This is a genomic window from Rhodococcus sp. 14-2483-1-1, from assembly GCF_002259335.1.
Classification (GTDB): domain Bacteria; phylum Actinomycetota; class Actinomycetes; order Mycobacteriales; family Mycobacteriaceae; genus Rhodococcoides.
Genome location: NZ_NPFX01000011.1, coordinates 350,327 through 360,798, shown reverse-complemented (window position 1 = coordinate 360,798; position 10,472 = coordinate 350,327). Strand labels below are relative to the sequence as shown.

Sequence of the window (10,472 nt, the reverse complement as noted above, 5' to 3'; positions counted from 1 at the left end):
GACCAGCAGCGCCCCAATCCCCAACGCCCCAATCCCCAACGCCCCAACCAACAGTCACCGAACCAACAGTCACCGAACCAACAGCCTCCTGGCCCCAACCGGCCCGGCCAACAGTCCCCCGGCCAACAGTCCCCCGGCCATCGACCACCCGGCCAGCGGCCCTTCCGACAGCCGTCCGCCCAGCAGCCGCCGCCTCCTCGCGGGTATCGACCCGGCCAGCCGCCACCCGAGCGAGGGCCGCGCCAGTACAACCCCGAGCGTCCGGCACGCGGCCTCCCCGTCCCACCGGGTCAGGTACCTGAAGGCACCGAGTTCATTCGGCGCGACGGCCGGCCTGTCGCCGGGCCGCCGCGCTCGGCCGCGGCCCAGCAGGCGTGGTCGCAGGCTCCGGAACCCGGTTCGGCACACTCTCGTACACCCCGGTCCGATACACCCGATACACCCGATACACCCAATTCGACGCGTCAGTACTCACGATCCGCGGACGAGCAGCAGGGCCGCACCGGGTATGCCCCGCGCCAGCAGCCGGAGCCATACACCGAGGAGCGCAAGCAACCCGCCGCGCCTGCACAGCGCCGGCCGGAACCCGCCAGACCACAACCGGCTCGACCACAACGAGATTCGCGCCCACCCAAGGTCGCGAAGCCGCGCAAGCGCAGACGCTGGGGTCGACGTTTCCTGATCGTGTTGCTCGTTCTCGTGCTGGGAATCGGCGGTGTCGTCTACTACGTCGACAGCTCGTTGACGCGAGTCGACGCCCTCACCTCCTACCCTGGTCGCGTCGGAGACACTCCAGGCACCAATTGGCTTCTCGTCGGGTCGGATTCACGGGCAGGCCTCACGCCGGAGCAGGAGGCCACGCTGGCCACCGGCGGCGAGGTGGGCCCGAGCCGCACCGACACGATCATCCTGATCCACATTCCCGAGGGCAGCGGGGCGACCACGATGGTCAGCCTGCCTCGCGATTCGTACGTGTCCATTCCGGGCAACGGCGAAGACAAGCTCAACGCGGCCTTCGCATTCGGTGGACCGTCACTGTTGGTACAGACGGTCGAAGGCGCGACCGGGGTGCATATCGATCACTACGCCGAGATCGGCTTCGGCGGCTTCGCCGGGATAGTCGACGCGGTCGGCGGGGTGAACGTGTGCGTGCAGAACGCAATCGACGATCCGTTGGCGGGCATCAACATTCCCGCCGGCTGCCAGGATCTCACCGGGTCCGAGGCGCTCGGGTTCGTGCGGTCCCGCGCAACCGCGCTGGCCGATCTCGACCGAATGAACAATCAACGGGCATTCATGTCCGCACTGCTCGAAAAAGCCACCAGCGCATCGACTTTCCTCAACCCACTGAAGCTGTGGCCGCTGGTGTCCGATACGGCGTCGTCGTTGAGCGTCGACGAGGGAGACCACATCTGGAACCTCGCCGCGCTGGCCTGGGCGATGCGCGGAGGTCCGGTGACCACGACGGTACCGGTCGGCGGATTCCAGGACTCCGACGTCGGAAACGTGCTGTTGTGGGACGACACCCGCGCACCGGCATTCTTCGACGCCATCGCCCAGGATCGCGAAATTCCACCGGATCTGCTGACCGGCGGGCCCTGAGCCGCCGAATCGGTCGTTCCTGCAGGCTCCACTCCCACCCGAGACCGGTAGGTTGTGGACCATGACACTGCCGTCTGCCCAGCCCGCCGTGACGCCCGGTGCGTCGTTCCACGATCTACTGCGCGCTCAGGTGCGGCACGAGTTCACCGCATCGCAGCAGTACGTCGCGATCGCGGTGTGGTTCGACCGAAACGATCTACCGCAGCTGGCCACCCGCTTCTACGCCCAGTCCGCCGAAGAGCGTCGGCACGCCATGATGATGATCCGGTTCCTCATCGACAATCGACTCGATGTCGACGCGTCGAGCATCGGCGACGTGGTGACGGCGTTCGAGTCGGTGGTCGAGCCGGTGGAATTGGCACTGGGACAGGAAACGACGGTGACCGAGCAGATCACCGCGCTCGCGCGGGCTGCCCGGGCCGAGGGCGACTACATCGGCGAGCAGTTCACCCACTGGTTCCTCACCGAGCAGGTCGAGGAGGTGGCGGCGATGCAGAGTCTGCTCAACATCGTCCGGCGAGCCGAATCCAACCTGTTCGACATCGAGCAGTACGTCGCCCGAGAAATCGGTGGATCGGTGATCCGCGCCACCAATGCCCCGAAAGAGGCCGGGAGCGCGTAGCTTGCGCCCTGCTCAGAGCGGACATTTAGGATCCACTGTATTAGGCTACGTTCGCCTCAATAAGGTTCGACTTGGATGACAACGCCTCTGACCAGGCATATCGTCCTCGTCATGAGCGTAGATATCAAAGAAACCAGCCACACCAAGTTCCATGCACTTCTTCGCGACCAGATTCGCAACGAGTTCAACGCCTCGCAGCAGTACATCGCCACCGCTGTCTTTTTCGCGAACGTCGACCTGCCGCAGCTGGCCAAGCACTTCTACGCGCAGTCGGTCGAAGAGCGCAACCACGCGATGATGATCGTGCAGTACTTCCTCGATCGCGACATCACGGTCGAGCTGACCGGCGTCGACGCGTCGAAGTCCGTCTTCACCGATCCTCGTGAGGCCATCGCCCTGGCGCTGGCGCAGGAAGAGACCGTCACCGACCAGATCATCGCGCTGGCGAGCACCGCACGCGAAGAGGGCGACTACCTCGGCGAGCAGTTCATGCAGTGGTTCCTCAAGGAGCAGGTCGAGGAAGTTGCCAGCATGAAGACCCTGCTCAACATCGCAGATCGCGCGGGCCACAACCTGTTCGACCTCGAGCAGTTCGTTGCCCGCGAGATGAACACCAGCGTGGTCGCCGACGCAGGCGCACCCACCGTTGCCGGCGGATCGCTGTAAATCCCGCCGCAAGTAGCGCGCTCATACGGGTGGCCGCCCGAACAAGGATTCTTGTTCGGGCGGCCACCCGATGTGCTTTTCCGAGCAATTCGTCTCGACCGCGTATCCCGGCCGGAAGCCGTCAGCGCAACGTGACCTGACGACCGCGCAGGCCGTCACGTGAGCGCAGCTGCGCTGCAGTGAGCGGAGCGTCGACAGCGAGAGCCTCGCTCAGCTTGTCTCCGAATTCGTTTGTGGGCGAAGCCCATTCGGTGGGATGCATCTCGGGATCGAGATCGAACACCGGCACCAGCAATCCGTGCGTACGGAACGAACCGGCGTAGCGCGATCCCTCGCCCAGGTGCAGATCGCCCGCAGCGTGCAGCCGAGCGAGAGCGAGCATCACATCGTCTTCGCTCTCCGGCCGAACCCAGCGGATGTGCGCCTTGTCGCCCGCATCCACCCACCAGGCCGCAACGACGCCGTCCGCTTCGATCCGTGCCGACGGCATGATCGCTTGATTCGCACGCTCCACAGTGGCGGTCACATCGGCTGCGGGAGTGGCACTTTCGGGAATCCACCAGTTGAAGTCCTGATGGACGGTGATCTCGAGCAGAGCGGACGCGTCGAGCACCTCGGTCAACGCTGGGGTGCTGTCGGTGATGTTCGCGGCTTCGAGCGACTCGCCCGCGGAAGCAGTGGACACCCAGCCGAGTGCGCTACTGATATCTGCTGCAACGTCTTTCGACTGCGTCTGCACCTGCAGGCCGACAAATCCCTCGACGGTGCCCGCGTCTTCGCGCACCAGTGCCGCAACGGCACCGGGCAGCACCGTTGCCAGCGTGATGGTGCGACCGTCCACCGTGATCGGCGCGGTTGCCGTTGCCGACGGGACGAACTCGCGCAGCGCTACCAGATCGCATTCGGCGGCCAGGCCCTCGAACGGGCGGGTCGACGCCGAGTCGATGCTCGCGCGCTCGGCCTCACGCTGCGCCAGCTTCGCCGCTCGGTTGCTTCCCTGCTTCGGTCCACTGTTTCTTTTGCTCTTACCCACGCCCGAAAACCTACACGTTCTTCGATTCGAGCCAGGCTCGCGTTCGGCCGGGGTGGTTGGTGGCGATCCATCCGACACCGAGTTCGCGGCACAGGTCCACGTCCTCTTTCTCGTCGACGGTCCACACGTAACTGGCCCGGCCCGACGCGGCGGCGCGGTCGATGATGCTCGGGTGCTCGCGCAGCGCACGAATGGACGGTCCGACGGCGGTGGCACCGACGGTCGTCGCCGCTCCTCCGCCGAGGTAGTGCGAACTGTCGCCGAGGAGCACCGTCGGGAGCATCGGGGCAGAGCGGCGTACCCGCCAGACCGCCGACGGTGCGAACGACATGATGACCGCTCGCGAGTGGTCTGCCGATGCGGGCGCACCGATGCCGAACTTGCCCAGCTCCTCGAGTACCGCGCTCTCGATCAGCGAGCCGTAGCGCACGGGATGCTTGGTTTCGATGAAGACCTTGACCGGCTTGCTGGTCCAGTCGAGCACGAGCGCGATGAGATCGTGCAGTGTCAGGAGGTCGGCGGGTTCGTCGGGCTCGCCGTAGTTCAGCTGCGCAAGTTCGGCGAAATTCATCTCGCTGACGATTCCGGTGCCGTTCGAGGTTCTGTCGACACGACGGTCGTGCACGCACACGATGTGACCGTCCTTGGTCAGTCGTACATCGCACTCGACGCCGTCTGCTCCCTCACGCAGCGCCAGGTCGTACGCCGCGAGGGTGTGTTCCTTCTTGGCCGCCGAGGCACCGCGATGTGCGACGACGAGCGGGCCGCGGCGATCGGGACTCACGACGCCGTCACCGCTTCGTGCTCGGCGGGCTCTTCCTTCGAGCGCTCGGGACCGGTCGCCTCGATGTCGGTGGCCTTCGGGGCGGTGACCTTGCCCGTGGCCATGACCCATCGAGTAGGACGCGCCAGGGCCGATCCGCGCAGCGTGCGGCCCTCGAATCGGCGCATCACCGCCAGGGTGAGCACGGCCGAACCCGCAGCTACTGCCGCGACGACCGCCGACAGGAGAACTCCATCGGCCCGGGCCTGCAGGCTGCCCTGCAGATTCCACAGCAGTTGGACGACCACCAGCGCATTGCTCGCGGCCCAGACACCCCACCAGATGCGCACCAGAAACAGCTCGCGGTGCACGTCGGCCTCGGTGTCACCCCGTAGTCGGGCCAGCTCGGTCAGATACACCCCGGGCATGACGATGCGCACCAGCGGCAGCATCGACAACAGCAGCATCCATCGCACCGATCGCGGATCGGTCGCGCCCGCTGCGGCGAAAGCGAGCCGACGTTGCCGGATCAACCAGCACGACGAGCCGACGAGAGCGAACAGGCCGACGACGAGCGAGCCGACCTGGGCGAAGTACACCAACGCGTCGGATACGGCCAGGGTGATCGGCGAGACGAGTCGGGTGCGGTTGTACAGCAGAATTCCGTAGCGAAACACCTCGGCGAACGCGCCGAGAGCCAGCAGCAGCGCGGTGACGAAGACGAGCAACTGCGCGTTCGCGGCGTACTGCTCGACGCGTCCCACCGGCCGACTCGCCTCCGGATCGCGCGGGATGTCACGCAAGCCCCAGGTAGGCGTCGAATCGTAGTGCGGCGTCGGCGTCGGGGCTGCGGTTCGAGTCGTGCGGGCGGACGTCGAGCGCGATGTCGCCGGTCGTGCGACCCAGCGGAAGTTTCGTCGGCCCTGCGCAGGCGCTTGGGTCGACACCGGCGAGAGCAGGACGCCGTGGCAGCGGGGGCACCACGTGCCCGGCCGTGCACCGACCGCCCAGCGAGTGCTGCAGCGGGCACAGACCTGGAACGCCTGTGCGCGTCCCCGCGGTGCCGTCATCTAGATGATTCTCGGTTCATGGGAGTCGTCGTCGCGTTCGATCGGTCGACCTGCGGCCTGCCAGGCGAGCATCCCACCGTCGACGTTGATCGCTTCGAAACCCACTCGGTTCAGGTATTCGACGACGCGGGCCGACCGACCACCGGCTTTGCAGACGACGTAGACCTCGGATTGATTGTCGATCTCACCGGCGCGGGACGGAATGTCACTCATCGGGATGTGCACGGCATCGGGCGCGTGCCCGGCCTGCCACTCCTCGGGTTCACGTACGTCGAGCAGCAGTGCCGTCTCGGGAAACGGCACCGGGAGTCGGTCGACGGTGACGGCGGGCGGCTGCTCGGGGTGAGACACACCTCGATCTTGTCACGGCCTCGCGCGGGGCTGCCACCCGTGTCCCGACGACCCGAGCAAGGCGGCGCTATGACCTACGTCACTCACGCCACAGAAGTTATCCACAGTATCCACAGGTTGATGCACAGAATCGGGGCCTGTGCCGGTTTCTATCCACAGGTCAGAGCGTCGAATCGGTCTCGCGGTGTACCGAGTACCAACGCAGGTTGTGGATCGATGGTGATTTGACACAGCGACCGTCTGCGGTCCGGTGGAGGCGCTGTTTAGGCTGGCGAGCATGACTTTCCCATCCCAGGTCGTTCCGCAGGCTCCCCTCCCGTCCGTAGAACTGCGCGTCTTCACCGAACCGCAACAAGGTGCCACGTACGACGACCTCCTCCGCGTTGCGAAAGCAGCCGAGGAGTTCGGCTACGGCGCATTCTTCCGATCCGACCACTACCTCGCGATGAGCGGCGACGGCGGTCCCGGGCCCACCGACGCCTGGATCACGCTGGCAGGCCTGGCCCGCGAGACGTCGACCATTCGGCTCGGCACACTCGTCACCTCGGCCACTTTCCGCTACCCGGGGCCACTGGCCATCAGCGTCGCGCAGGTCGACGCCATGAGCGGCGGCCGCGTCGACCTCGGCCTCGGTGCCGGCTGGTTCGAGGACGAGCACAAGGCCTACGGCATCCCGTTCCCGCCGCTCGGTGAGCGTTTCGACCGGCTCGAAGAGCAACTCGCCGTTATCACCGGACTCTGGGACACCCCCGTCGGCGACACGTTCTCGTACGACGGCACGCACTACCCCGTCACGGACTCCCCCGCGCTCCCCAAGCCGGTGCAGACCCCGCACCCACCCATCGTCATCGGCGGCGGCGGAAAGAAGCGCACTCCGGCACTCGCCGCGAAGTACGCCGACGAATTCAACATCCCCTTCGCGTCGCTGGCCGACACCGAGACCCAGTTCGGTCGCGTCCGCGCTGCCTGCACTGCCGCCGACCGCGATCCGGACTCCCTCGTCTACTCCAACGCCCTCGTCCTGTGCTGCGGCCGCACCGAAGAAGACATCGCTCGACGCGCCGCCGCCATCGGCCGTGAGGTGTCGGAGTTACGCGAGAACGGTGCCGCGGGCAGCCCCGCCGAACTGGTCGACAAGATCGGCAGCTTCGGAGCCGTCGGAGCCACCCGGGTGTACCTGCAGACCATGGATCTCACCGATCTCGATCACCTCGAACTCGTCGCCTCCGAGGTTCTCCCGCAGCTCTGACCCCCAGAAACCGGCCGCCCGAGTCCACTCAACGTGACATTGACCCCCGAAAAGGCCACCAAATGTCACATCGAGTACCCAGGGGGCCTCGGTCAGGCGGCGGATCGAGCACGTAGGCGTGCGTAGGTCGAGCTGATATGTCGAGCCGCGGGCAGTTCGATCCAGCGGTACATGATTTCGGCGAGTGCGGCTGTGCCGGCGAGGAAGGCCAGCACGGCGGCGCTGGGGCCCAGGTGTGGCTCGACGGTGGCGTAGATGCGGTACAGCACGAGGGTGTGGATCAGATAGATCGCGTAGCTACGCGTGCCGATCCAGTGGACGACGGGCCAGCGGGTGATGGGCCCGTCGTATCGGGCCAGGATCAGGACGATGCCGGTGATGACCAGCAGGGTCCACAGGTAGGTGTCGCCCATCCAGAAGGTGTGGACGTCGATGGAGAGTCGGATTACTTCGATCTGCGCGATGACACCGACGACCACCCATCGCCAGCCGACCAGTTTCGCCCAGCCGAGATAGATGATCTGGCCGAGGAACAGGGTCGGTAGTACGCCGGCGACCTTCGTCAGGAACGGGATTGTGTAGGGCTGCGGCAGGTACAGGTTGTAGGCGATGACCACAGCGCACAATGCAGCTCCGACCAGCGGCACCACGATGGGTCGGGTACGCAGCGGCCCGCGCATGGCGACGCAGTAGAGGTAGAACACGATTTGCACGACGAGCGTCCAGGTGACGCCGAGGACGGCAACTTCGGGTCGAAGAAAGAAGCCGCCGAGGAAAAAGCTGAGCACGGCCTCGCCGTTGGTGATTCCGGGTTGACCGCTGAACATCCCGTTGAGGCCGAGTTTGACGAGGATGACCGCCAGCGCGACGGCGAACCACAGTGCAGGGACCAGACGGGCGAGACGCGCGACCATGAAGTCCCGACGCGAGTGCCGCATCGCCGATCGGGTGATCAGCAGGCCGGTGAGCAGCATGAACATACTGACACCGACGAAGGACAGGTGCAGGTTCAGTCCGGCGTCCTCGATCAGGACCGTGTTGACCACGTCGATCACCCACCAGCCACCGCCGATGTCGTCGATCAGATAGAACGAAATGTGTGAGTACAGGACTGCGAAAACAGCGATGACGCGAAGGAGGTCGGCACCGTTCATCTGAACTCGGGGCGCGGTGACCGGCTCCACGACGGCGGAGTCCTCGACCGTACTTCGGCTCGGTCGGTCCCCTTCCACACCCGCGAGTTTAGGTTCCGTTCAACTTCAGGACCAATCCAGACCCGCTCCGCAACTGTTTCGTGATATTCGGAGCGAATTCGCAGCCGCGAATTCCGTTGCCTTGTTCACGTGAATTTATTCCGAGAAAAGCATCTCGGTTACAACGGTTGCACAAGGGGTAGGAATGAGATTGGGTTGAACCCTACGAAAGATCCGAAGTAGGACGAACGTGCCCGCATCACGCGATGGGTACGGCGTCGTTAGAGAAGGGAACCACGTGTCCGAGTACACCTTGCCCGACCTTGATTTCGATTACTCCGCCCTCGAGCCGCACATCTCGGGCGAGATCAACGAGCTTCACCACTCCAAGCATCACGCCACCTACGTGGCAGGCGCGAACACCGCCCTCGAGAAGCTCGCCGCAGCACGCGAGAACGACGATCACGCTGCCATCTTCCTGCACGAGAAGAACCTCGCGTTCCACCTCGGTGGCCACGTGAACCACTCCATCTGGTGGAAGAACCTCTCGCCCAACGGTGGCGACAAGCCCGAGGGTGAGCTCGGTGCCGCGATCGACGACCAGTTCGGTTCGTTCGACAAGTTCCGCGCACAGTTCACCGCTGCCGCCAACGGCCTGCAGGGCTCCGGCTGGGCAGTGCTGGGTTACGACTCGCTGGGCAAGAAGCTCCTCACCTTCCAGCTCTACGATCAGCAGGCCAACGTGCCGCTGGGCATCATCCCGTTGCTCCAGGTCGACATGTGGGAGCACGCCTTCTACCTGCAGTACAAGAACGTCAAGGCCGACTACGTGAAGGCGTTCTGGAACGTCGTCAACTGGGCCGACGTCCAGGCTCGTTTCGAGGCCGCCACCTCGAAGACCCCGGGTCTGATCTTCCCGTAGGTTTCGAGATTGCCGTAAGTCGCGCAATCGCAGACAGGGCCACCGCATCCGTTGCGGTGGCCCTGTCTCGTTCGAGAAGTCATGCGCTCCCGGCTGCGGGAACCGACCGAATCGACGTGACGCCGTGGTCGGGCGTCGCGAATGCTTCCGAGCGGCAGGTCGTCCTACGCGGGGTCTCGAGATCGGGCGTCACGTGTACCTGCACCGATCCCGACGCTGTCACCACGACGACATCGGACCCGCCGCTGGACGAGGTGACCTCGGTCGGGTGCACGTCGTCGATTCCGGTAAGGCCGTACTCGGTTCGTACGGCGTGTTCGGCGATCTGAGCGGCCGTGTCGTCGGTGCAGCGGCCCCGGTAGTTCTGCAGGGTGAGCTGCCCGCGGTCGTGACCGTCCACCACGGCCTGCGCGTTTGCCGGGTCGAGGTTGCCGTAATAGCTACCGTCCGGCAATACCACCATGCCGGCTGCGTATCGGTCCCCGCCCAGGTGCGTCGATTCCCATACCCGCCCGTTCGGTCGATTCAGGGCAGCCGCTACCGGCCGACCGAGCACCGCGCAGCACGGGTCCTTCTTGCCGTGCGTGCAGACGAGGTACAGCCGCTGGTCGACGCGGATCCCGGTGCCGGGTGGGGTGCCTTCGGCGGCGGCTTCGAGCGGTAGTCGAAGTATTTGCTCGAGAGTGTCGATCGTGTACTGCTCCAGCCATGCACCGCGGCGACCCGAATGAACCAGAAACACCCGTCGTGTATCGGTGGGTTCACGCCTGCCGTGAGTTTCTCGCACGAGTTGAGGGCGAATGCCGACGGCCTTGCAGCGCCGCGAGAGTTCGGTACCGATTCGGCCCAACGGACCCTCCGGATCCCACGGTTCGCGACCCCACGGGCCCCGATGTTCGATCAATACCCACCCTTCGGCCCTCCCCGCTGTTCCGCGGAGCGACTCGTTGCTCGCGCGCGCCACCGCAGCGCAGCCCACCCAGCGTTCGAATGCAGGCATA

Annotated in this window: 11 protein-coding genes; 5 read left to right on the top strand and 6 right to left on the bottom strand. The window is 65.4% G+C overall.

The window, feature by feature from the left end; genetic code table 11:
* Positions 1 to 315 precede the first annotated feature (315 nt).
* The 3 genes from CH294_RS10550 (at position 316) to CH294_RS10540 (ending at position 2,890) form a co-directional block, all read left to right on the top strand.
* A complete protein-coding gene (locus CH294_RS10550; RefSeq protein WP_249305217.1) occupies positions 316 to 1,602 on the top strand; it encodes an LCP family protein in 1,287 nt (428 codons plus the stop codon).
* 61 nt (positions 1,603 to 1,663) lie between these two features.
* Positions 1,664 to 2,224: a ferritin gene (locus CH294_RS10545; RefSeq protein WP_094737851.1), complete on the top strand. Its 561-nt coding sequence runs from the start codon at positions 1,664 to 1,666 to the stop codon at positions 2,222 to 2,224.
* A gap of 111 nt (positions 2,225 to 2,335) precedes the next feature.
* Positions 2,336 to 2,890, top strand: a complete 555-nt coding sequence (locus CH294_RS10540; protein WP_094737893.1) for a ferritin — start codon at positions 2,336 to 2,338, stop codon at positions 2,888 to 2,890.
* Between the two features lie 121 nt (positions 2,891 to 3,011).
* Here the strand turns inward: CH294_RS10540 and CH294_RS10535 are convergent, their stop codons facing one another.
* The 4 genes from CH294_RS10535 to CH294_RS10520 are packed head-to-tail and all read right to left on the bottom strand — an operon-like array spanning position 3,012 to position 6,059.
* Complete coding sequence (locus CH294_RS10535; RefSeq protein ID WP_170944668.1) at positions 3,012 to 3,923, bottom strand: DUF5926 family protein; 912 nt, start codon at positions 3,921 to 3,923, stop codon at positions 3,012 to 3,014.
* A 10-nt stretch (positions 3,924 to 3,933) separates the two neighbouring features.
* Positions 3,934 to 4,707: a glycerophosphodiester phosphodiesterase gene (locus CH294_RS10530; protein ID WP_032401441.1), complete on the bottom strand. Its 774-nt coding sequence runs from the start codon at positions 4,705 to 4,707 to the stop codon at positions 3,934 to 3,936.
* Positions 4,704 to 5,756, bottom strand: a complete 1,053-nt coding sequence (locus CH294_RS10525; RefSeq protein ID WP_094609032.1) for a DUF4328 domain-containing protein — start codon at positions 5,754 to 5,756, stop codon at positions 4,704 to 4,706. The genes CH294_RS10530 and CH294_RS10525 overlap by 4 nt, the downstream gene beginning before the upstream one ends.
* Entirely contained in the window at positions 5,757 to 6,059 is a 303-nt protein-coding gene (locus CH294_RS10520; protein WP_230592283.1) for a rhodanese-like domain-containing protein, read from the bottom strand.
* A 325-nt stretch (positions 6,060 to 6,384) separates the two neighbouring features.
* Between CH294_RS10520 and CH294_RS10515 the strand changes: the two genes are divergently transcribed.
* Complete coding sequence (locus tag CH294_RS10515; protein ID WP_094737891.1) at positions 6,385 to 7,356, top strand: LLM class F420-dependent oxidoreductase; 972 nt, start codon at positions 6,385 to 6,387, stop codon at positions 7,354 to 7,356.
* A gap of 92 nt (positions 7,357 to 7,448) precedes the next feature.
* On the opposite strand, the gene CH294_RS10510 is transcribed toward CH294_RS10515, so the two are convergent.
* On the bottom strand, positions 7,449 to 8,510 hold the full coding sequence (locus CH294_RS10510; RefSeq protein WP_080734477.1) for an acyltransferase: 1,062 nt from the start codon (positions 8,508 to 8,510) through the stop codon (positions 7,449 to 7,451).
* A gap of 337 nt (positions 8,511 to 8,847) precedes the next feature.
* Here CH294_RS10510 and CH294_RS10505 point away from each other — a divergent pair, with 337 nt between their 5' ends.
* Positions 8,848 to 9,471 (top strand): superoxide dismutase, encoded by a 624-nt coding sequence (locus CH294_RS10505; protein ID WP_032380929.1) that lies wholly within the window; start codon positions 8,848 to 8,850, stop codon positions 9,469 to 9,471.
* A 79-nt stretch (positions 9,472 to 9,550) separates the two neighbouring features.
* On the opposite strand, the gene CH294_RS10500 is transcribed toward CH294_RS10505, so the two are convergent.
* Positions 9,551 to 10,471 carry a sucrase ferredoxin gene (locus CH294_RS10500; protein WP_094737850.1) on the bottom strand — a complete coding sequence of 307 codons (921 nt, stop codon included), beginning with the start codon at positions 10,469 to 10,471 and terminating at the stop codon, positions 9,551 to 9,553.
* Position 10,472: the final 1 nt, after the last annotated feature.

Coding starts and splice junctions, on each gene's coding strand:
- CH294_RS10540 (WP_094737893.1), top strand. CDS start 2,336: ATGAGCGTAGATATCAAAGAAACCAGCCACACCAAGTTCCATGCACTT.
- CH294_RS10515 (WP_094737891.1), top strand. CDS start 6,385: ATGACTTTCCCATCCCAGGTCGTTCCGCAGGCTCCCCTCCCGTCCGTA.
- CH294_RS10500 (WP_094737850.1), bottom strand. CDS start 10,471: ATGCCTGCATTCGAACGCTGGGTGGGCTGCGCTGCGGTGGCGCGCGCG.
- CH294_RS10545 (WP_094737851.1), top strand. CDS start 1,664: ATGACACTGCCGTCTGCCCAGCCCGCCGTGACGCCCGGTGCGTCGTTC.
- CH294_RS10525 (WP_094609032.1), bottom strand. CDS start 5,756: ATGACGGCACCGCGGGGACGCGCACAGGCGTTCCAGGTCTGTGCCCGC.
- CH294_RS10510 (WP_080734477.1), bottom strand. CDS start 8,510: ATGAACGGTGCCGACCTCCTTCGCGTCATCGCTGTTTTCGCAGTCCTG.